Source organism: Azospirillum sp. ST 5-10 (assembly GCF_051225715.1).
Lineage (GTDB): Bacteria > Pseudomonadota > Alphaproteobacteria > Azospirillales > Azospirillaceae > Azospirillum.
Map to the genome: position 1 here is coordinate 1 of NZ_JBPJSP010000020.1, position 21,435 is coordinate 21,435.

The 21,435-nt window shown below is 72.8% G+C and carries 16 protein-coding genes; 11 read left to right on the forward strand and 5 right to left on the reverse strand.

Translation table 11 applies throughout. From position 1 onward, the window contains the following. Window positions 1-73 precede the first annotated feature (73 nt). Window positions 74-535 (reverse strand): Lrp/AsnC ligand binding domain-containing protein, encoded by a 462-nt coding sequence (locus ACSBPG_RS20400; protein WP_435539047.1) that lies wholly within the window; start codon window positions 533-535, stop codon window positions 74-76. Window positions 536-665: 130 nt separating this feature from the next. On the opposite strand from ACSBPG_RS20400, the gene putA reads away from it, so the two are divergent. From putA to ACSBPG_RS20420, 4 genes are all read left to right on the forward strand, one after another. Next, window positions 666-4,352: a trifunctional transcriptional regulator/proline dehydrogenase/L-glutamate gamma-semialdehyde dehydrogenase gene (gene putA / locus ACSBPG_RS20405; protein WP_435539048.1), complete on the forward strand. Its 3,687-nt coding sequence runs from the start codon at window positions 666-668 to the stop codon at window positions 4,350-4,352. 96 nt (window positions 4,353-4,448) lie between these two features. After that, on the forward strand, window positions 4,449-4,910 hold the full coding sequence (locus tag ACSBPG_RS20410; protein ID WP_435539049.1) for a nuclear transport factor 2 family protein: 462 nt from the start codon (window positions 4,449-4,451) through the stop codon (window positions 4,908-4,910). 26 nt (window positions 4,911-4,936) lie between these two features. Then, entirely contained in the window at window positions 4,937-5,455 is a 519-nt protein-coding gene (locus ACSBPG_RS20415; RefSeq protein ID WP_435539050.1) for a sigma-70 family RNA polymerase sigma factor, read from the forward strand. Window positions 5,456-5,457: 2 nt separating this feature from the next. Beyond that, on the forward strand, window positions 5,458-6,237 hold the full coding sequence (locus ACSBPG_RS20420) for an anti-sigma factor family protein (protein ID WP_435539051.1): 780 nt from the start codon (window positions 5,458-5,460) through the stop codon (window positions 6,235-6,237). Window positions 6,238-6,277: 40 nt separating this feature from the next. Here the strand turns inward: ACSBPG_RS20420 and ACSBPG_RS20425 are convergent, their stop codons facing one another. The 3 genes from ACSBPG_RS20425 to ACSBPG_RS20435 form a co-directional block, all read right to left on the reverse strand. Further along, window positions 6,278-7,141 (reverse strand): LOG family protein, encoded by an 864-nt coding sequence (locus ACSBPG_RS20425; RefSeq protein ID WP_435539052.1) that lies wholly within the window; start codon window positions 7,139-7,141, stop codon window positions 6,278-6,280. 28 nt (window positions 7,142-7,169) lie between these two features. Beyond that, window positions 7,170-8,159, reverse strand: a complete 990-nt coding sequence (locus ACSBPG_RS20430) for a DJ-1/PfpI family protein (RefSeq protein WP_435539053.1) — start codon at window positions 8,157-8,159, stop codon at window positions 7,170-7,172. A 68-nt stretch (window positions 8,160-8,227) separates the two neighbouring features. After that, window positions 8,228-9,811: a gamma-glutamyltransferase family protein gene (locus ACSBPG_RS20435; RefSeq protein WP_435539054.1), complete on the reverse strand. Its 1,584-nt coding sequence runs from the start codon at window positions 9,809-9,811 to the stop codon at window positions 8,228-8,230. 166 nt (window positions 9,812-9,977) lie between these two features. Between ACSBPG_RS20435 and ACSBPG_RS20440 the strand changes: the two genes are divergently transcribed. The 5 genes from ACSBPG_RS20440 to ACSBPG_RS20460 all read left to right on the forward strand — a co-directional run bounded on the left by ACSBPG_RS20440 (window position 9,978) and on the right by ACSBPG_RS20460 (window position 18,361). Then, window positions 9,978-10,424 (forward strand): hypothetical protein, encoded by a 447-nt coding sequence (locus ACSBPG_RS20440; RefSeq protein ID WP_435539055.1) that lies wholly within the window; start codon window positions 9,978-9,980, stop codon window positions 10,422-10,424. A gap of 45 nt (window positions 10,425-10,469) precedes the next feature. Then, on the forward strand, window positions 10,470-11,774 hold the full coding sequence (locus ACSBPG_RS20445; RefSeq protein WP_435539056.1) for a KGGVGR-motif variant AAA ATPase: 1,305 nt from the start codon (window positions 10,470-10,472) through the stop codon (window positions 11,772-11,774). After that, on the forward strand, window positions 11,774-13,258 hold the full coding sequence (locus ACSBPG_RS20450) for a hypothetical protein (protein WP_435539057.1): 1,485 nt from the start codon (window positions 11,774-11,776) through the stop codon (window positions 13,256-13,258). Before ACSBPG_RS20445 ends, ACSBPG_RS20450 begins: the two co-directional genes overlap by 1 nt. Before the next feature lie 155 nt (window positions 13,259-13,413). Next, entirely contained in the window at window positions 13,414-15,588 is a 2,175-nt protein-coding gene (locus tag ACSBPG_RS20455; RefSeq protein WP_435539058.1) for a malate synthase G, read from the forward strand. Window positions 15,589-15,805: 217 nt separating this feature from the next. Next, window positions 15,806-18,361, forward strand: a complete 2,556-nt coding sequence (locus tag ACSBPG_RS20460; protein WP_435539059.1) for an EAL domain-containing protein — start codon at window positions 15,806-15,808, stop codon at window positions 18,359-18,361. 34 nt (window positions 18,362-18,395) lie between these two features. Here ACSBPG_RS20460 and dusA read toward each other — a convergent pair whose 3' ends face one another. Beyond that, complete coding sequence (dusA, locus tag ACSBPG_RS20465) at window positions 18,396-19,346, reverse strand: tRNA dihydrouridine(20/20a) synthase DusA (RefSeq protein ID WP_435539060.1); 951 nt, start codon at window positions 19,344-19,346, stop codon at window positions 18,396-18,398. A 153-nt stretch (window positions 19,347-19,499) separates the two neighbouring features. Here dusA and ACSBPG_RS20470 point away from each other — a divergent pair, with 153 nt between their 5' ends. Together ACSBPG_RS20470 and ACSBPG_RS20475 are read left to right on the forward strand one after the other, a co-directional pair. After that, window positions 19,500-19,718 carry a hypothetical protein gene (locus ACSBPG_RS20470; RefSeq protein ID WP_435539061.1) on the forward strand — a complete coding sequence of 73 codons (219 nt, stop codon included), beginning with the start codon at window positions 19,500-19,502 and terminating at the stop codon, window positions 19,716-19,718. A gap of 202 nt (window positions 19,719-19,920) precedes the next feature. Next, window positions 19,921-21,429, forward strand: a complete 1,509-nt coding sequence (locus tag ACSBPG_RS20475) for an FAD-binding oxidoreductase (protein WP_435539062.1) — start codon at window positions 19,921-19,923, stop codon at window positions 21,427-21,429. Window positions 21,430-21,435 lie beyond the last annotated feature (6 nt).

Below are 21,435 nucleotides of genomic sequence, written 5' to 3' on the forward strand. Positions count from 1 at the left end.
TCGCCAAGGCCCGAAAGCCCTTCGAACCAAAGCTCGCCCCCTGAAAATAGGGCTTGCTCAACGTGACGGTATCTCACAGCGGCAGCGGCCCGTCGTTCTTGACCTCCTCCATCACGGCGTAGGTCCGCGTCTCCCGCACGCCGGGCAGGGACAGCAGCACCTCGCCGAGGAACTGGCGGTAGGCCGCCATGTCGGCGACCCGCGTCTTGACCAGATAGTCGAAGCCGCCGGCCACCATGTGGCATTCCAGCACCTCCGGCGCCCGCCGCACCGCCGCGGCGAAGCGGTCGAAGACGTCCGGCGTCGTCTTGTCCAGCAGGACCTCCACGAACACCAGGAGCCCCAGCCCCACCCGGTGGGGATCCACCCGCGCGGCGAAGCCGGTGATGTAGCCGTCCTTCTGCAGGCGGCGCAGACGTTCCCCCGTCGTCGTCGGCGACAGGCCGATCCGCTCGGCCAGATCGACGGCGGCGATCCGGCCGTCGACCTGGAGAATGGCAAGGATGCGGCGGTCGAGTCTGTCGAGGTCCGTCATTGCTGCGCCCGGATGCCTGATCGTCCGGATTTTATACGGGCGACCACGCCAAATGGTCCATGGAAATCCGGCAATGCCGCCAATACCTTAAACATTGTCCGACCGCACCCCGCGCCCCACAGGCTCCGCCATGACCGCATCCGCCCTGCGCACCGCCAGCCCTTCCGCCGACCCGCCCTTCGCCGCCTTCGCGCCGCCGGTCAGCCCGCCGACGGCCCTGCGCGCGGCGATCACGGCGGCCTACCGTCGCCCGGAAACCGAATGCCTGCCGCCGCTGATCGCGCGGGCCACCCTGCCGCCGGACCTCGCGGCCGCGGTGGCGGGAACGGCGCGGTCGCTGATCGTCGCACTCCGGGCCAAGCCCCTGGGGCGCGGGGTCGACGGCCTGATCCAGGAGTTCAGCCTGTCGAGCCAGGAGGGCGTGGCGCTGATGTGCCTGGCGGAGGCACTCCTGCGCATTCCCGACGCCGCCACCCGCGACGCGCTGATCCGCGACAAGGTCGCCGGCGGCGACTGGCGCAGCCACCTCGGCAGCGGCCGCTCGCTGTTCGTCAACGCCGCGACCTGGGGCCTGATGCTCACCGGCCGGCTGGTCGGCGCGGCGGCGGAGCCGGTGCTCGCCTCCACCCTGACGCGGCTGATCGCCCGCGGCGGCGAGCCGCTGATCCGCCAGGCCGTCGACTTCGCCATGCGGATCATGGGGGAGCGCTTCGTCACCGGCCAGACCATCGCCGAGGCGCTCGCCAAGGCCCGCGCCCGCGAGGCCCAGGGGTTCCGCTATTCCTACGACATGCTGGGCGAGGCGGCGCTGACCGCCGCGGACGCCGCGCGCTACCACGCCGACTACGTCAACGCGATCCACGCCATCGGCGCCGCCGCGGCGGGCCGCGGCCTCTACGACGGGCCCGGCATCTCGATCAAGCTGTCGGCCCTGCACCCGCGCTATTCCCGCGCCCAGGCCGAGCGCGTCATGGCCGAGCTGCTGCCGCGGGTGAAGGAGCTCGCCCTGCTGGCGCGGCGCTACGACATCGGCCTGAACATCGACGCCGAGGAGGCCGACCGGCTGGAGCTGTCGCTCGACCTCCTGGAGGCGCTCTGCCTCGACCGCGAGCTGGCGGGCTGGAACGGCATCGGCTTCGTCGTCCAGGCCTACGGCAAGCGCTGCCCCTTCGTCATCGATTACCTGATCGACCTGGCGCGGCGCAGCGGCCACCGGCTGATGGTCCGCCTGGTGAAGGGCGCCTACTGGGACGCCGAGATCAAGCGCGCCCAGGTGGACGGGCTCGCCGGTTTCCCGGTCTACACCCGCAAGGTCCACACCGACGTCTCCTACATCGCCTGCGCGCGCGCCCTGCTGGCCGCCCCCGACGCGGTGTTCCCGCAGTTCGCCACCCACAACGCGCAGACGCTGGCGACCATCCATCACCTGGCGGGGCCCGACTTCCGGCCGGGCCAGTACGAGTTCCAGTGCCTGCACGGCATGGGCGAGCCGCTCTACGAGGAGGTGGTGGGACCGCTGAAGCGGCCTTGCCGCGTCTACGCCCCGGTCGGCACCCACGAGACGCTGCTGGCCTATCTGGTCCGCCGCCTGCTGGAGAACGGCGCCAACAGCTCCTTCGTCAACCGCATCGCCGACCCGGCCGTGCCGGTGGAGGAGCTGACCGCCGATCCCGCCGCGGTCGCCGCCGCCCTCGACCCGGTCGGCGCACCGCACCCGCACATCGCCCTGCCCCGCGACCTCTACGGCGACGAGCGGGCGAACTCCGCCGGCGTCGATCTGTCCGACGAGGACGCGCTGCGCCGCCTGTCCGACGCCCTGGCCGCCAGCGCCGACGCCGCCTGGACGGCGGCGCCGCTGCTCGCCGACGGCGAGCGGGGCGGTCCGGCGCGGCCGGTGGCGAACCCGGCCGACCACCGCGACGCGGTCGGCACGGTGGTCGAGGCGACGCCCGGCGACGTCGCCGCGGCGTTCGGGCACGCGCTCGCCGCGGCCGCCGGCTGGGGCGCCGTGCCGCCGGCCGAGCGCGGCGCCTGCCTGCGGCGCGCCGCCGACCGCCTGCAGGAGCGCATGCCGACCCTGATGGGCCTGATCGTGCGCGAGGCCGGCAAGTCGGTGCCCAACGCCATCGCCGAGGTGCGCGAGGCGATCGACTTCCTGCGCTACTACGCCGCCCGGGCGGCCGAGCTGACGGCGGAGCACCGCCCGCTCGGGCCGGTGGTCTGCATCAGCCCGTGGAACTTCCCGCTGGCGATCTTCACCGGCCAGGTGGCGGCGGCGCTCGCCGCCGGCAACCCGGTGCTGGCGAAGCCGGCGGAGGAGACGCCGCTGATCGCCGCCGCCGCCGTGCGCATCCTGCACGAGGCCGGCGTGCCGGCCGCCGCCGTCCAACTGCTGCCGGGCGCCGGCGACGTCGGCGCCGCCCTGGTGGCGCACGCCGCGACGCGCGGCGTGCTGTTCACCGGCTCCACCGAGGTGGCGCGCCTCATCCAGCGCCAGCTCGCCGGCCTCCTGTCGCCCGAGGGGACGGCGATCCCGCTGATCGCCGAGACCGGCGGGCAGAACGCCATGGTGGTCGACTCCTCGGCCCTGCCGGAGCAGGTGGTGGCCGACGTCATCGCCTCGGCCTTCGACAGCGCCGGCCAGCGCTGCTCGGCGCTGCGCGTGCTGTGCCTGCAGGAGGAGGTGGCCGACCGCACGCTCGCCATGCTGCGCGGCGCCATGCGCGAGCTGCGGGTCGGCAACCCCGACCGGCTGGCGGTCGACGTCGGCCCGGTGATCACCGCCGAGGCGCGCGACGGCATCCTGCGCCACGTCGAGGCGATGCGCGCCAAGGGCCGCCGCGTCGAGGCGCTGGAGCTGCCGGCCGGCACCGCCCACGGCACCTTCGTGGCGCCGACCCTGATCGAGATCGCCGGCATGGCCGAGCTGGAGCGCGAGGTGTTCGGCCCGGTGCTGCACGTCCTGCGCTACCGCCGCAGCGAGCTCGACGCCCTGGTCGCGGCGATCAACGCCACCGGCTACGGCCTGACCTTCGGCCTGCACACCCGCATCGACGCCACCGTCGAGCGGCTGACCGCACGGGTCCACGCCGGCAACCTCTACGTCAACCGCAACGTCATCGGCGCCGTGGTCGGCGTCCAGCCCTTCGGCGGCCACGGCCTGTCGGGCACCGGGCCGAAGGCCGGCGGGCCGCTCTACCTGCAGCGCCTGCTGAGCCGGCGGCCGGCGGCCGGCGCCGGGCCGGCCGGGCTCGCCGATGCCGGCCTGCGGGCCTACGCCGACTGGCTGCGCGGCACCGGGCACATCGGCTTGGCGGGGCGCTGCGACGCCTACGGGCGGCGCTCCGCGCTGGGCACCGCCGTCGAGCTGCCGGGGCCGGTCGGCGAGCGCAACCGCTACGCCCTGGAGCGCCGCGGCACCGTCCTGCTGCTGCCGGAGACGGAGACCGGGCTGCTGCTGCAGCTCGGCGCCGTGCTGGCGACCGGCAACGACGCCCTGGTCGAGGCGCCGTCGGAGCTGGCGGCCTGCCTGCGCGGCCTGCCGCCCGCCGTCGCCGCCCGCGTCCGGCGCGGCGCCGACGACGGCGCCGCGCCGCTCGCGGCGATCCTCGTCGAGGGCGACGCGGAGCGCCGCACCGCCGCCGCCCGCCGCGCCGCCGAGCGGCCCGGCGCCGTGGTCGGCGTGCAGGGCTGCTCCCGCGACGGGCTGGCCGCCGGGAGCGAGGACTACGACCTGGACTGGCTGCTGGCGGAGCGCGTGGTCAGCGTCAACACCACGGCGGCCGGCGGCAACGCCAGCCTGGTGGCGATGAGCTGAGGCGGATTTTTTTCGCACCTCCGGGGAATAGGCGGGGCGGTCGGAGCATCGGAAGGGGTGTCGGTCGTCGACCGTTCCCCAGGAGGAGGATGTCCCATGCCGTCTCGCGCCACCGCCGCTGCCGCCGCCCTCGCCGCCCTCGCCGCCCTCGCCGCCGTCCTGCCGGCTCTTGCCGCCGCCCCCGCTGCCGCCGGTCCGGCCGGCGACCGGGCGCGCGCCCATTTCGACGCCATCGCCGCGGCCGACGTGCCGGCCATCACCAAGGCTTACGCCGACGGCGCCGTGCTCCAGTGGGTCGGCGGCCCGCTGGACGGCGCCTACACCGGGCCGGCGGCGATCACCGCGGCGTGGGCGAAGTTCGCCGGCGCCCAGGGCAGGATCAAGGCCGATGTCCGCAACCTGGAGGAGCACGCCAACCCGGCCGGCGCCACGGTGACGGCCGACGTGGTCTTCCACGGCAAGCAGCCGGTTCCCGTGCGCTACGTCCTGGTCTACCGTGGCGATGCGCTGGCGGCGGAGGTCTGGCAGATCGCCCCGCAGCTCGCCGCCGGCCGCTGAGCGAACCCGGGACGACGGAGCCCGCCATGCCCGCCACGGGCGTCTCCCGCGGCGACATCGCCGCCCTGGTGCCCCGCCTGCGGCGCTACGCCGTGGCGCTGGCCGGCTCCGTCGCCGACGCCGACGACCTGGTCCAGGACTGCGTCGAGCAGGCGCTGGCCCACCGCGCCAGCGTGCGGGACCCATCCTGCCTCTACGGCTGGCTGCTCGCCATCCTGCACAACCTGCACCGCGGCGGCCACCGCCGGCGCCGGCGCCGCGGCGTCGAGGTGCCGGTGGAGGACCTGGCCGACACCCTGGCGCTCAGCACCCCGCCCGCCGACCGCACGGCGGTGCGCGACGTCGTGCGGGCGATGGCGGGCCTGGCCGAGGAGCAGCGGCAGATCCTTCTGCTGAACGCGCTGGAGGGCCTGAGCTACCGTGAGATCGGCGAGGTGCTGGAGATCCCCGTCGGCACCGTGATGTCCCGTCTGGCGCGCGCCCGCGAGCGGCTGCGCGTCGCCCTCGAAGGGGGAGAGCAGCAGGTCGTGCGGAGGATCAAGTAGCCATGGCGCCCAACGACGACACGCCCCCCGGGGGACCCATCGGCGAGGCCGACCTGCACGCCTGGCTGGACGGCGAGCTGCCGCCGGACCGTGCGGCGGCGGTGGAGCGCCACCTCGCCGCCCGTCCCGAGGACGCCCGCCGTCTGGAGAGCTACCGCGCCCAGGCGGCGCTGATCGGCCGTGCCTACGCGCCGCTGGCCGCTCCGCCCGCCACCCTCTCCACCCTGCCCCCGGTGCCGCGGCTGCGCCGCCGGCCGCCGGCCTGGGCGGCCGCGGCGGCGGCCGTTCTGCTGTTCGCCGCCGGGCTCGGCGCCGGCTGGCTGGCGCGGGCGGCGCTCCCGGCGGGCGGCGCCATGGATCCCGTCGTCGCCGACGCGCTGGCCGCCCACCTCGTCTACGCCGCCGAGGTCCGCCACCCCGTCGAGGTGCCGGCCGACCAGGAGGCGCATCTGGTGGCGTGGCTGTCGCGCCGCCTCGGCGCGCCGCTGGCGGTGCCGCGGCTGACCGGCGCCGGCTTCACCCTGCTGGGCGGCCGCCTGCTGCCGGCCGAGGCCGGGCCGGCCGCCCAGTTCATGTACGAGGACGCCGGCGGCCGCCGGGTCACGGTCTACGTCCGCGCCACCCCGGAGGGCACCGACACCGCCTTCCGCATCGCCGGGGAGGACGGCGTGACCGCCCTCTACTGGAAGGACCGGGGCCTGTCCTGGGCGGTGGCCGGCGAGGTCGACCGCGCCCTGCTCGACGACCTCGCCCACCGGGTGTACGCGACCTTCAATTCGTGACGGCGCCCCGTCGCCCGGACGGGGGGCCGACCAGACGGGCTCAGTCCGAATCCTCGGCCGCCTGGATGCCCGTGCCGGCGGCCCCGAGGGGCGGCGCGCCGCGCTTGAGGCCGCGGCGGTTCATCGCCTCCCAGGCCTCCTCGGCGGTGTCGACGAAGTCGAACAGCTCGACGTCCTCGGGGCTGACCATGCCGTGGCGGACCAGCGCCTGGAAGTTGACGATCTCGTTCCAGTAGTCGCGGCCGACCAGGACGATCGGCAGGCGGGTCGCCTTGTTGGTGTTCTGCAGGTTGAGGATCTCGAACGCCTCGTCGAGCGTGCCGAAGCCGCCGGGGAACACCGCCAGCCCGTTGGCCCGCATCGCCAGGTGCATCTTGCGGATGGCGAAGTAATGGAAGCGGAAGGTGAGGTCCGGCGTGCTGTAGGGGTTGGGCCGCTCCTCGCGCGGCAGGGTGATGTTGAAGCCGACCGACGGGGCGCCGGCCTCGGCCGCCCCGCGGTTGGCGGCCTCCATCAGGCCGGGACCGCCGCCGGTGGCGATCACGTTGTCGCGCTGGCCCTGCTCGTCGGGGTGGAGCGCCCCGCCCTGCTCCGACACCAGCCGGCCGAAGCGCCGCGCCTCCTCGTACCAGGGAACGCGGGCGGCGCGCTGCTCGGCGCGCGCCCGCTCCTCCGGCGTGCGGGCGGCGGAGAGTTCGGCCTCCGCCTGCTCGGGCGAAGGGACGCGGGCGCTGCCGAAGGCGACGATGGTCGTCCGCACCCCCCAGGCCTGCAGGCGCTCCTCCGGCTTGGCGTATTCCAGCATGAACCGCACGCCCCGCATCGACGGGCTCATCAGGAAGTCGCGGTCCTCGAACGCCAGGCGGAAGGCTGCGGACGTGTGGTTGGGGGTCGGGTCGGCCATGCCGGTCTCCGGTGGGTTGCGGGAAGTCTCAGGGGCGCGGGGTCTTCAGGGTGCCGGTCGTGCCGGCGCCGCCGAGGTAGCGGTCGCCACCGGCCTCCACCCCCTCGACCACGGTGCCGCCCTGGCGGCCGCGTTCGGGCGACTGGCCCGGGCGGGCGCCCTCGGCGTTGACGTCGCGGATCGCCTGCGCCCAGTGGGCCTCGTGGCGGCCGTGGGGGTGGCCCTCCGCCTCCCAGATCTCGTAGGCGCGCTCGCGCACCCGCTGCTCGTCGGCGATCGCCGGGTCGAGGCCGAGGCCGAGCGCGACCAGCACGTGGTGGGCGACCAGCTCCGACGATTGCGGGTTCTGGCCGGTGATCAGGGTGCCGTCGCGCACCGCGAAGGGCTGCCAGTCCGGCCCGCGCTCGAACCGGCCGCCCAGCTCGCGCAGCCGGCGCTCCAAGAGGAAGGGCACGACGTCGGCGAGGCCGACCGCCTGCTCCTCGCTGTCGGTGAAGCCGCTGACCCGGCGCCCGGCGACCACCGGCCGGCCGTCGCCGGTCTTCGCGGCGACCAGCCCGGCCGGCCCGTGGCAGACGGCGGCGACGACGCGGCCGTCGTCGAGGTAGGAGCCGACCAGCAGGGCCAGCGTGTCGCTGGTGGGATAGTCCCACATGGTGCCGTGGCCGCCCGGCAGGAACAGGGCGTCGCAGGGCCGGCCCGAGACGTCGGTCACCGACGGCGTGGTGCGGGCCGCCTCCATGGCGCGCCGATCGCCGAGGAAGCGGTGCACCGATGGCGGCACCGCCTGCTCGGTCGCCGGCTCCTCGCCGCCGCCGCCGCCCGCGGCGGCCGGGAGGCTGCGCGGGTCGAAGGGAATCTCGCCGCCGGCCACGGAGGCCAGCACCACCTCGGCGCCGGCGTCCAGGAAGGCGTAGTAGGGGGTCGCCAGTTCCTCCAGCCACAGGCCGGTCTGGTGGCCGCTGCCGCCCATCTCGCGGTGCGAGGTGGTGACGATCAGGATGCGCTTCTCGGTCATCGGTGGGATCCTCCGCTGTCGCCGGTGCCGGTTCAACAGGCCCCGGCCGGCGTTGGTCGCGGCACCCGTCAGAAGGAGGCGACGGCGCCGTCGCTGCGCGGGTCGGTCGCCCCCTCCAGCACCCCGTCGGGGCGACGGACGATCGCCCCGGCGTGGCCCATGGTGGCGGTGAAGGCGGGCAGCACCTCGACGTCGTGGCCGGCGTCGCGCAGGGCCTGGACGAGGGCGGGGTCGAAGCGCGATTCCAGCTTCAGGCTGACGCTCTGCTCGCCCCAGGTGCGGCCGAGCAGCCAGCGCGGCGCCGTCACCGCCTGCTGCAGGGGCTGGCCGAACATCCCGTAGCGCGAGAACACCGCGGCCTGGGTCTGCGGCTGCCCCTCCCCGCCCATGGTGCCGTAGACCATGGCGCGGCCGTCGTCGAAGCGCGCCGCCGCCGGGTTCAGGGTGTGGAAGGGCTTGCGGCCCGGGCACAGCCGGTTCACCGCCCCGGTCTCCAGGGCGAAGCTGGAGCCGCGGTTCTGCCAGACGATGCCGGTGTCGGGCAGCACGACGCCGGAGCCGTACTCGAAGTAGATGCTCTGGATCATGCTGACCGAGCGGCCCTGGCCGTCGATCACGCCGAGCCACACCGTGTCGCCGCCGCTGGGCGGCGCCGGCCAGGGCAGCGCCCGGGCCGGGTCGATGCGCGCCGCCATCCGGGCGAGCGCATCCTCGGCCAGGTAGTCCCGCGGGTCCTCGGCGCAGTGGGCGGGGTCGATGGCGACGCGGTCGCGCACCAGGAACGCCCGCTTGGTCGCCTCGACCAGCCCGTGGACGTGGGCGAAGCCCTCGGCCTCGGTGACCCCCAGCCGGTCGAACAGGGCGAGGATCAGCAGCGAGGCGATGCCCTGGGTGGGCGGCGGGAAGTTGAACAGCCGGGCGCCGCGCACCGTGACCGACAGCGGCTCGCGGAGCTCGGCGCGGTGGCGGGCGAGGTCGTCCGCCGTGATCGGCGCGCCGGCCCGGGCGAGGTCGGCGGCGATGGAGCGCGCGAGCTCGCCGGTGTAGACGTCGTCGACGCCGCGCTCGGCCACCCGGCGCAGGGTGGCGCCCAGCGCCGGCAGCTTCATCACGGCGCCCGCCGCCGGCGCCCGGCCGTCCACCAGGAACTGGTCGGCGAAGCCGCTGACCCCGGCCAGTTCCGGCAGCTTCGCCGCGGTCAGCTCGGCCTGGCTGTCGGTGACGGCGAAGCCGGATTCCGCGTGATGGACCGCGTCCTCCAGCAGGCGCCCCAGCGGCAGTGCGGCCCCCCAGCCGGCGGCAACGCCGAGCGCCGCCTGCCACCCCGACAGGGTGCCGGCCACCGTGTTGGCGGCGAGCGGCCCCCGCCAGGGAATGGCGGCGTGCCCGTCGTAGAGGGCGGGCGCGACGGCAGCACCGGTGGCGCCGCAGGCGTCGACCGCGACGGGGTCGCGCCCGGGCTCGGCGATCAGCCAGAAGCCGTCGCCGCCGATGCTCGTCATGTGGGGATAGACCACCGCCAGGGTGGCGGCGACGGCGACCGCCGCCTCCACCGCGTTGCCGCCGTCGCGCAGCACACGCAGCCCGGCCTCGCTCGCCAGATGGTGGGGCGAGGTGACCATTCCGCGCCGGGCGCGTGGCGTCTGAAGCATGATCTCGAACCTCTGGTGGAAGCGCGCTGTTGGAAGGAATGGCGGGTACCCGTTAAGGTTACGATAGGGTGGCTTGGACGCGGCGGCAAGGACGCAACAGCGCAGGGCGTAGGCTTGGGTTCGGGTCCGTGATAAACACGAGCCGGGCGTCAACCTGGTGTGGCCGATGACCGAACGGTATGACATGGCGGCGGATCGCCACTTGCGGGTGGCGGAACGCCTGGAACGGGACAACGAGATCGACGACGCGGCCTACCACTACGGCTTGGTCGGCGAGAACGCGCTCAAGCACGCGCTGCGCGCGTCCGGCGTCGAGGCGGCCTGGAATTCCGCCGGCACGAATCCGTTCAAGACACCCATGAAGCGGCACTTCCCGGCGTTGAGCCCGGACATCCTGCAGTGCGCCAACGATATCCGGGCGTATGCGGCGGGCCGCATCGGCGGGGCGCTTCACAGCGCCGTGGTCGAGCCTTCCTTCCTGCAGCGGTTCAGAAGCTGGACGATGGACATTCGCTACGCCGACGACGCGTGCACGCCGGTGAGCACGGTCGACTGCCGTCGGTGGGGCGAAGACGCGGAGCATTTCATGCTCAAGCTGGTGTATCTGGTGTGAACGGGGTGTGCGGTGGCAATCCGTTTCGATGACAGTCTTCCACGGATGGTCGAGACCGTCTCGGCCGCCGGGGTCCCGCTCGATGCGGGAACCGTCTTTCTTCGGGACGGAAGTGGCCGTCTCGTTCTCGCGCGTGAGGCGCTTCCCGACCCCAAAGGGTTGGCCGATGCCCTGCGCGACGCTCTCGACGGATACTGCGCCGCGGCTCCGGTGGTCTCGGGTCGCCTCGCCATCGCGCTGATCGCCGATCCGGCCGCGCTGCCGGTCACCGTGTCGGTGGGGACGACGGAGCACGCCATCCGCTTCATCGACCGGCGGTTCGTCGGCGCGGACTGGATGGTTCCTCCAGCCGCGGCGCCGAAAGGCGCGGCGCCGCGGCTGGTGTTCAGTTCTCTCAAGGGTGGCGTGGGGCGGTCCACCGCCCTGGCCGTGCTCGCCGCGGACTTGGCCCGCCGCGGTCGCAAGGTGTTGGCCATCGACCTCGACCTCGAGGCTCCCGGCATCGGGTCGATGCTGCTGGAGGAATCCGATGATCCCGGGCGGGATCGGCGGCCCAAGTATGGTGTCCTCGACTACCTCGTCGAGAACGGCCTGGGTGGGATCGCCGACGAGGAGCTCCCCGACTTCGTCGGCGTCAGCCCCTTTGCCGGTGGGTCCGTCGATGTCGTGCCGGTGGTCGGGCGCGTGACCGACGATCATCCCGCGTCCATGCTGGCCAAGCTCGCGCGGGCGCTGGTCGAGGATGGGGGGCCCGGCGGGCCGGTGCCCTTCGAGCGCCAAGTGCGGGAGATGGTGGACCGCTTCGCCGCGCGCCGGGTCTACGACGCCGTGCTGATCGATGCGCGGGCCGGGCTGGCGGAGTCGAGCGCGCCGGCCTTGCTGGCCCTGGGAGCGCAGGTGCTGTTCTTCGGCATCGACGAGCCGCAGACCTTCCGCGGGTACCGGTACCTGTTCGCCCACCTGCTGGAGCGGTTCGGCGGTCTACCGGACGGCTTCACCGCGTGGCGCGAGCGGGTGTCGTTCGTCCAGGCCAAGGCACCGTCGTCGCCGGAGAGGCGCGACCCTTTCCGGGAGCGCCTGCACGACCTGTGCGTCGAGTTCCTGTACGACGCCGAGACGCTTGAATCGGATGGGACAGTGAAGATGGCGGAGTTCAACTTTGCGCTGTCCGACACCGGGCTGGAGGTTCCCCACAACGCCACCCACGTGAACTACCACTCGGAATATGCCGCCTTCGATGTCGTCGACGATCGGACCCGCCTCAACCCCGACGTCTACCGCGGCCCCTTTGGCGCCTTCCTGGAGCGGGCGTGGGGCCTGCTTGGCCTGGAACCGGGTGGAACCGTCTGATGGCGGTCCTGCCGGAGCACCTCGCCGCCCTCCGCGCCGGTCTGGCGGAGCTGCCGGAGTTGGCCCACCACGTGGCCGGCACGCCGGTCGACCCGGCGCGCATCTATTTCCCGCCCGACCACGCGGCTGCACTCGACCCCGACGTGTCCCTTGTGGTGGGCAACCGTGGTGTCGGCAAGAGCTTTTGGGCGAGCGCCTTGGCCGAGCAGGACGGGCGCGACGCCATTTCCCGGGCCTATGGCGCCAACCGGTCGCTTCGGCTCGGCCCGCTGGTTGTTCGGTTCGGCTTCTCCACCGGGGAAGGCAGCGGCGACGCGCTGGTCGACAGCCGCTTGCTCGCGAGCGCGCCGCCGGACATGCCGCTTGCCTTGGTTTGGCGTGCCGTCGTTGCGCGGGGGTTGGCGCCGGTGGTCGGCACAACTCTGCCTGAGCGGTTCGCTGATCTGGTCTCCTGGCTGGCCGCCAATCCGGACGATTCGCAAATCCTCTTTCGTGGCGCCGACAAGGTGCTCAATGAGCGCGACAAGCAGATCCTCATTCTTTTCGACCAGTTGGAACTGATGGCCGACGATTGGCGGCGCGTGAATGAACTGACCAAGGCCTTGCTCCAAACGGCACTGGCGATGCAGGGTTACAGGAACATCAGGCTGAAGATCTTCATCCGCCCCGATCAATTCGCCAACCAGCGCCTGTTCGGATTTCCCGACGCCTCGAAGATTCGCGGCGGCGCCAAGGAACTGCGGTGGCGAGCCGTCGACCTTTTTGCCCTCCTTTATTTCGAATTGCTGCGGAATGAGACGTCCGCGTCGGCGTTGCGCGCCGTCTTCCGGCATGTCGGCATATCGGATTCGGAGACGGGTCCAACCACCGGGCTCCCTTTTGTTCTCAGAACGAGCGAAGAAAAGCAAAAGGATGTTTTCGAATTCGTCGCGGGCAAGTTGATGGGAAGGAACGAACGAAAGGGATTTCCGTATAAGTGGCTGCCCCTGCACCTCAGTGACGCTCGTGGCGAGGTATCGCCGAGAACGTTCCTCAAGGCGTTGAAGGTCGCGGCGGATGGCAGCTCTCGACCGACCGGCTCGGCGATTGACTTCAACGACATCAAGGATGGCGTTCGGTCCGCGTCCCAACATCGGTTGGAGGAGCTGTTCGATGACTACCCCTGGGTGTCCGAGGCCCTGGAACCTCTGCGGGGTCAACATGTGCCGGCCGAGGAAAGTGAGGTGCGCGAACGCTGGATGGCGGCGAACGTCGTCGCGGACATCCTCAAGCGCCACGAAGGTGTGCGGGCCCCCATCGACCTCGAAGTGGCATCCCTCACGTCCGTCGAGGAGGAGATCGACACCCTGCTGCGGGTCCTGCGGGACATCGGCGTCATGGACATCCGCAAGAACGGCAAGATCGACGTCCCCGACATCTTCCGAGTCCGGGCAGGCATCCTGCGGCGCGGCGGCGTGCCGCCGCAGCAGCGCCGGCGTCTGTGAGCGTGCGACACACCGCGCAACATTCCTGCTCGGCAGGCCCATTGAAGAAAATCATTGACCTTTGGTGCAGAGCACCATTGCTATCGACCGCGAAGGGGCGGCGGAGCCTTGGCCGGACCGTCCCATTGAAACCATAACAAAGGGACGACGCAGTCATGAGCGAATGGGTCCAGATCGGCGACATCCAGGTCGCCGCCGAGCTGAAGCGGTTCGTCGAGGAGGAGGCGCTGCCCGGCACCGGGGTGGCGGCGGAGCGGCTGTGGAGCCAGCTCGACGCCATCCTCCGCGACCTCGCCCCGCGCAACCGCGCCCTGCTGGCCCGGCGCGACGAACTGCAGGCGCGCATCGACGCCTGGTACAAGGAGCGTCGCGGCACGGACATCGACTTCGCCGCCTACAAGGACTTCCTCGCGGAGATCGGCTACCTCCAGCCGGAGGGCGCGCCCTTCCGGGTCGGCACCGCCGGCGTCGATCCGGAGATCTCGACCACCGCCGGGCCGCAGCTCGTCGTGCCGGTGATGAACGCGCGCTACGCCCTCAACGCCGCCAACGCGCGCTGGGGCAGCCTCTACGACGCGCTCTACGGCACCGACGCCATTCCCGCCTCGGCCGAGCCGGTGGCCGGCGGCTACGACCCCAACCGCGGCGCCAAGGTCATCGCCTTCGCCCGCCAGTTCCTCGACGAGGCGGCGCCGCTGGCCGAGGGCTCCCACGCCGACGCCACGGGCTATGCCGTCGCCGGCGGCGCCCTGGCGGTGACCCTGCGGGACGGCCGCACGGTCGGCCTGAAGGACCCCGGCCGCTTCGCCGGCCACCGCGGCGACGCCGCGGCGCCGTCGGCGGTGCTGCTGGTCAACCACGGCCTGCACGCCGAGATCGTCGTCGACCGCGGCCACCCCATCGGCAAGGACGACCCGGCCGGCGTCGCCGACGTGGTGCTGGAGGCGGCGCTCACCACCATCATGGACCTCGAGGACTCCATCGCCGCGGTGGACGCCGCCGACAAGGTGGCGGCCTACCGCAACTGGCTGGGGCTGATGGCGGGAACGCTGTCGGCGACCTTCGAGAAGGGCGGCCGGCCGGTGGAGCGCCACCTCAACCCCGACCGCACCTACACCGCCCCCGACGGCGGCACCCTGACCCTGCACGGCCGCAGCCTGATGCTGGTGCGCAACGTCGGCCACCTGATGACCGTCGACGCGGTCAAGCTGAAGGACGGCAGCGAAGCGCCGGAGGGCATCCTCGACGCCGTCTTCACCGCGCTGATCGCCATCCACGACCTCAAGGGCGCGGGACCCCTGCGCAACAGCCGCGCCGGCTCGGTCTACATCGTCAAGCCGAAGATGCACGGGCCCGACGAGGTCGCCTTCGCCGACGAGCTGTTCGCCCGCACCGAGGACACGCTGGGCCTCGCCCGCAACACGCTGAAGATGGGCATCATGGACGAGGAGCGCCGCACCACGGTGAACCTCATGGAGTGCATCCGCGCCGCCAAGGACCGGGTGGTGTTCATCAACACCGGCTTCCTCGACCGCACCGGCGACGAGATCCACACGGCCATGGAGGCCGGGCCGATGATCCGCAAGGGCGACATGAAGGCGTCGGCCTGGATCAAGGCCTACGAGGACTGGAACGTCGACGTCGGCCTGGCCTGCGGCCTCAAGGGGCGGGCGCAGATCGGCAAGGGCATGTGGGCGATGCCCGACCGCATGGCGGAGATGCTGGCGGCCAAGATCGGCCACCCCATGGCCGGCGCCAACACCGCCTGGGTGCCCTCCCCCACCGCCGCCACCTTGCACGCGCTGCACTACCACAAGGTCGACGTGGCGGCCCGCCAGGAAGAGCTGAAGGACCGGCCGCGCGCCAGCCTGGACGCCATCCTGACGATCCCGCTGGCCGACCGGCCGAACTGGTCGGCCGAAGAGATCCAGCAGGAGCTGGACAACAACGCCCAGGGCATCCTCGGCTACGTCGTGCGCTGGATCGACCAGGGGGTCGGCTGCTCCAAGGTGCCCGACATCAACAACGTCGGCCTGATGGAGGACCGCGCCACCCTGCGCATCTCCAGCCAGCACATCGCCAACTGGCTGCTGCACGGCGTCTGCACCGAGCAGCAGGTGACGGAGACGATGAAGCGCATGGCGGCGGTGGTCGACCGCCAGAACGCCGGCGATCCCGCCTACCGGCCGATGGCGCCGGACTTCGCCGACAGCGTCGCCTTCCAGGCCGCCTGCGACCTCGTCTTCAAAGGCCGCGAGCAGCCCAACGGCTACACCGAGCCGGTGCTGCACCGTCGCCGCATCGAGCGCAAGGCGAAGGACGCGGCGTAGGGTCGGACCGGCGCGACACTCCCCGGCCACCGGGGAGTGTCGTCCCCTCCCGCGGGCGCACGGGCGGCGACGCGGAACCTGTTCGGCCGCGAGGAAGAGGCGTATGATTGCCGGCGACTTCGCCCGGTCGGCGTGGTGATCCCGTCGGAGCGGTCCGCCTTCGCGGCGGCCGGGCGCGGTGCCGGCGCCTTGCAGGGGCGGCGTGGAGGGGAAGGGGGTGAGCGGCATCGCCGAGATCGACGCGGGACGCGCCGCGACCGGCGGCGCACCGGCCGGCCCGGCCGAGCGCCGGCCGCGTCTGACCGTTGCCCGGTCGGCGCTGCTTCTGGCCGCCGCCCTGGTCGTCTGCCTGGCGGTCATGCTGGCGGTCGGCGTGCAGTTGATGCGCGGCATGGCGGCGGTGGCCGACGGCTGGCGCGACTACGACCTCCAGGCCGCCACCAAGTCGGACGCGCTGTCGGAGCTGCGAGGGCATCTCGGCCTCGGCGGGGTCATCGACCGCTACCGCGAGGCCGAGGCGTCCGCTGCCGGTGCCGGCCGCGCCGCGCTGGAACGGGCGCTGACGCTGGCGCGCGCCAATCTCGGCATCTACCGCGACATCACCCCGCCGAACCCGGACGAGGCCCGCGCCATCGCCGCCATCGCCGCCTTCCTCGACGCCATCCAGGTGCAGATGACCGACGCGGCCGCCGCCATTTCCGACGAGGCGTTCGACGCCTGCCGGCGCGACGCGGTGGCCGGGCTGGCGGCGCTGAACGGCCAGCTCAGCGTGCGGCGCGCCGGGCTGACCGCCGCCACCTTGAACGGCATCGAATCGCTGCAGCGTCTGATGCTGGTGGGCGGCGGCGTCATCGCCGTCCTGGTGCTGGCGCTGGCCGGCGCGGCGGTGTGGTTCACCCGCAGCCGGATCGTCGGGCCGCTCGGCCGGCTGGTCGGGGATGCCCACCGGCTGGCCCGCCGCGACCTCGACCGGCCCTTCCGCTGGACGCGGCGCGACGAGCTGGGGCTGCTGGGCCGCAGCCTGGAGGACAGCCGCGTCGCCCTGCGTTCCCTGTTCGCCGCCATCGAGGAGAAGACCCGGCGGCTGGAGGAGAGCGAGCACCGCTACGCGATGGCCGCGGCCGCCGCCAACGACGGATTGTGGGACTGGGAGCGGGCGGGCGGCGGGCTCTACCTGTCGCCGCGGCTGCGGCAGATGCTGGCCCTGCCGCCTGCCGGGGACGGGCACGCCGACGGCGGGGCCGGGCTGCTCGCGCGCGTCCACGCCGACGACCGCCGCCCCCTCCTGGCCGCGCTGCGCCGGGGCCTGCGCGGCGCCGACGGCGCGGCGTTCGAGGCGGAGTTCCGCGTCGCGCCCCCGGCGGCCGGCGGCGCGCCGGACGCGGCGGTCTGGCTCCACCTGCGCGGCATCGTCGCCCGCACGCCGGACGGCCGGGTGACCCGGCTCGCCGGGTCGGTGTCCGACGTCAGCGAGCGGAAATCGTACGAGGCGCGGCTGGTCCACCAGGCCACCCACGATTTCCTGACCGGCCTGCCCAACCGCGCCTTCCTGGTGCGCTGGCTGCACGACCGGCACGGCGCGGGGGCGGCGGACCTCGCCCTGCTGTTCGTCGACCTCGACGGCTTCAAGATGATCAACGACAGCCTCGGCCACGCCGTCGGCGACCGGTTGCTGGTGGCGTCGGCCCGGCGGATCGCCGCCCTGCTGGAGTCGGGGGAGTTCGTCGCCCGGCTCGGCGGCGACGAGTTCGTGGTGGCGGTCCCGGCCGGCCGGGATGCGGCGGTCGCCCGCGCCCGCGCGCTGGAACGCGCCTTCCAGGCGCCGCTGCCCGCCGGCGACCTCGACCTGCGGGTGGGGCTCAGCATCGGACTGGCGGTCGACGACGGCGCCGCCGGCGACCCCGAGCGGCTGCTGCGTGACGCCGACATCGCCCTCTACCGGGCCAAGGAGAAGGGCCGGGGGCGGACGGTGCTGTTCGACGCGTCGCTGCGCGACGCCGTCCTGATCCGCAGCCGGCTGGAGCGCGACCTGGCGCCGTCCATCGCCGCCGGCGACGTCTTCCTGGTCTACCAGCCGATCGTCTGTCTGGCGCAGGGCCGGGTCGCCGGCTTCGAGGCGCTGGTGCGCTGGCGCCATCCCGAGCTCGGCCTCGTCAGCCCCGGCCAGTTCATCCCGATCGCCGAGGAGACCGGCCAGATCCTGCCGCTCGGCCGCCACGTGCTGGAGCAGGCGGTGGCGCAGCTCGCCCGCTGGCGGCGGCTGCCCGAAGGGGCGGCGGTGACCGTCAACGTCAACCTGTCCGCCCGCCAGATGTGGGACTCCCGCTACGTCGACGACCTCCTCGCCTTCCTGTCCGCCAGCCCGGCCGCCGGGCTGAAGATCGAGGTGACGGAGAGCGTGACGATCTCCGACCACGAGCAGGCCCGCACCATCCTGGAGCGGTTCCGCGCGCTGGGCGTGCCGCTGTGCATCGACGATTTCGGCACCGGCTACTCGTCGCTCTCGCACCTCGGCCGGCTGCCCTTCGACGTGCTGAAGATCGACCGGAGCTTCATCAGCGCGCTCGGCAGCGACCCGCGGCAGGAAGCGCTGCTGCGCGGCGTCGTCGAGCTGACCCACCGCATCGGCCTGGAGGTGGTCGCCGAAGGGGTGGAGACCGAGGCCGAGCGCGCGGTGGTCGCCCGCATCGGCTGCGACTACGCCCAGGGCTACCTGTTCGCCCGCCCCCTCGCCGTCGCCGACGCCGAGGCGTTGCTGCGGCGGGCGCGGTAGGCGGCCGAGGCGCCGCCGCCCCGCGGCGCGCCCGTCACGCCGCCCGCGCCGCGCCGCGCGGCACCAGCGCCGCCGCCGCGCGCAGCAGGTCGGGCCCGGCGCCCGGCCGGTGGGCGTTCTCGCTGAGATGGCGCCGCCAGGCGCGCGCGCCGGGCAGCCCCTGGAACAGGCCCAGCATGGGACGGGTCATCACCGCCAGCGGCACGCCTTCGGCGCGGCGCGCCTCGACGTAGGGCAGCATGGCCTCGACCACGGCGTGGCGGTCGGGGCCGGGGGGGCGGCCGAAGAAGCGGCGGTCGGCGTCGGCCAGGAGGTAGGGGGTCTCGTAGGCGGCGCGGCCGATCATCACGCTGTCGACCGCCGCGAGGTGCTCGGCCGCCGAATCGAGCGTGCGGATGCCGCCGTTGATGGCGACCGTCAGGTGCGGGTGTTCGCGCTTCAGCCGGTGCACCAGCTCGTAGCGCAGCGGCGGCACGTCCCGGTTCTCCTTGGGGCTCAGGCCCTTCAGCCAGGCCTTCCGGGCGTGCACGACGAAGTGGCCGCAGCCGGCCGCCGACACCGTGCGCACGAAGCCCTCCAGGGTCGGCCATTCCTCCATTTCGTCGATGGCGATGCGCGACTTCACCGTCACCGGCAGGGAGACGGCGTCGCGCATGGCGCCGACGCAGCGCGCCACCAGCTCCGGCTCCGCCATCAGGCAGGCGCCGAAGCGGCCGGACTGCACGCGGTCGCTGGGGCAGCCGACGTTGAGGTTCACCTCGTCGTAGCCCCAGTCCTCGGCGACCCGCGCGGCGGCGGCCAGCTCCGCCGGATCCGACCCGCCGAGCTGGAGGGCAACCGGGTGTTCCGCCGGATCGAAGCCGAGGAGGCGGTCGCGCGGCCCGTGCAGCACGGCGCCCGCCGTCACCATCTCGGTGTAGAGCAGCGTGTCCCTGGTCAGCAGGCGGTGGAAGTACCGGCAATGCCGGTCGGTCCAATCCATCATCGGCGCAACGGACAGCGCAGGCCATTGGTAAATCACGGGTCTTCCTGGATTTCCAAGCTGTTGGGCGGCATGGGGTGCACACGGACGCAGGCTGCGATACGACGTTTTCCGCCCTGTGTCGACGGCCGAGTGCATAGGGGAGCGCATTCGGGAATGGTCACCTTCACGACGCTTCCCTTCAGATCCGGCCAACGACGCTGCGCGAGCGCGACCGTCCCGCACCGCGACGACGCTCCCACGGAATCGCGCAGCGCACGCCTGGAAACGTTCGGCGAACTGATCGCCCTCGACATCGGTATGATCAAGCCTCTCCCGCCCCATGCCGCGGCCTTCCGGATGCAATCGGGACAAGAGAATATCCCGCTTCTGTAAGCACGTCGGCCGGTGCCGCATTCCACGGGCGCTATGAGAGTCCAGGATTCGAAGGTCTGCCGTCCTTTGGCACCAACGGCCGCGGCCCTGAACGCTGCCCGGAACGCCGCCGCGACCCACCCCGTCGGCCGGGGCGAGGACGCGGCTTCCCCCTCCTCTTTTGCGGCTGTATATACTTTCGATATAAACCACGGGGGGAAGGATGCTCCACTCCACACAGTCGAGCCGCCGCACGTTCCTGGTCGGCGCCGGGCGGTTCGCCGCCGCGTCGGCACTCACCAGCGCCCTGCCCTGGCCCGCCGCCGGAGAGGCCGTCAGCCGCCCGATGGAGGCCTCGGCGCTGAAGGACCTCGCCGGTGCGGTGCAGGGCGGGGTCGTGCTGCCCGACGACCCGTTCTTCGCCGACTACGCCCGACCGAACAACCTGCGCTTCGGCACGCTGCCCACGGCCATCGCCCGCTGCGCCAGCGAGCGGGACGTCCAGGCCTGCATCGCCTGGGTGAGGAAGCACGGCGCCAAGTTCGCCGTGCGCAGCGGCGGGCACAACTACGCCGGCTTCTCCACCACCCCCGGCCTGCTGATCGACATGACGCCGATGAGCAGCGTCGCCCTGCTGCCCGGCGGCGACGGGCTGGTGCGGGTCGGCGGCGGCGTCGTCAACAGCATGGTCTACCAGGCCCTGGAACGGCTGAACCGCACCATCACCCACGGGCGCTGCGACACCGTGGGCGCGGCGGGCTTCCTGCTGGGCGGCGGAATCGGCTTCAACATGCGCTGGCTCGGCATGGCGTCGGACCTGCTGCACGCCACGAGCATCGTCACGGCGGACGGCGTGCTGCACGCCGACATCCAGGACGGCGGTGCCGACAGGGACCTGTTCTGGGCCTGCCGCGGCGGCGCCGGCGGGAACTTCGGCATCAACACGTCCTTCACCCTGCGGACCGTCCCGGTGGACACGGTCACGTTCTTCGACGTCACCTGGACCGCGGACGTGGAGGAGGTGCTCCACACCCTGCTGACGCGCCTCGCGGAGGCGCCACCGGAATTCGGCAGCAAGATCAGCGCCACCCGGCCGCCGCTGGGCAGCGGCAGCCAGGCGATCACCGTCTCCATCCTCGGCCAGCTCCACAAATGCGACACGACGGTGGAAGCGATCCTCGGCCCGGTGCTGGAGAAGGCGTCCAAGACGACGATCACGAAGGACGTGCCCTACTGGCCGGCCCAGGATCTCCTCAGCGAGTTCACCTATCCCTACTTCTATCAGGAGAAATCCTCCTACATGAAGGCGGCGGACATCACGCCCGACGCCGTCGCCGCCATGGTCCGGCTCGCCCGCCTCATGCCGGGCACCTGCATGGCCAATTCCTTCAAGTTCTTCCAGGTCGGCGGCAAGGTGAACGCCATGCCGGCCGACGCCACCGCCTATGTCCACCGCGGCTACGACTGGCTGTTCTCCTCGGAAGTGAACTGGTGGGACCGGAAGGATCCGAAGACGCTGGTCGACGACAACCTGGCCTGGCAGGAGCAGTTCTACGCCGCCGTCAACGAGGCGACCAAGGCGACGGGCGCCTTCCAGAACTTCCCCGACCCGTCGCTGAAGGACTGGTCCACCGCCTACTACGGCAGCAATTATTCCAGGCTGCGGCAGGTGAAGACCGCCTACGACAGGACGGACCTGTTCACCTACCGGCAGGGCATCAAGCCGTTGTGAGCGGCT